The organism is Megasphaera sp. AF13-6AC (genome assembly GCF_027685385.1).
GTDB classification, from domain to species: domain Bacteria; phylum Bacillota; class Negativicutes; order Veillonellales; family Megasphaeraceae; genus Megasphaera; species Megasphaera micronuciformis.
Map to the genome: position 1 here is coordinate 708 of NZ_JAQCUN010000258.1, position 281 is coordinate 988.

A 281-nucleotide genomic window follows, 5' to 3' on the forward strand; every position below is an offset into this window, starting at 1 on the left:
CCTCGCCGCCGACGCTTACTGCCTAAATGCCCCATAGGAACCCCGCCGACACGTGCAACAATAAATTCACATAATCGATAGGCCGCATAAGTACAGACTAATATTAAAATAATTCTAAGGCCTTTCGTGGCAAGAGTTTCTCCGTACTCTTGTAAGATCGCCTGCATATAAGTGCTCACGTTAATCCATTCCTTTCGAAACCGTTTCGTCTTATCTTACCGTATGACATCTTCTTTCGCAAGCAACCTTACTGGTTAGGTGTCATAAAGTATGCTAATATA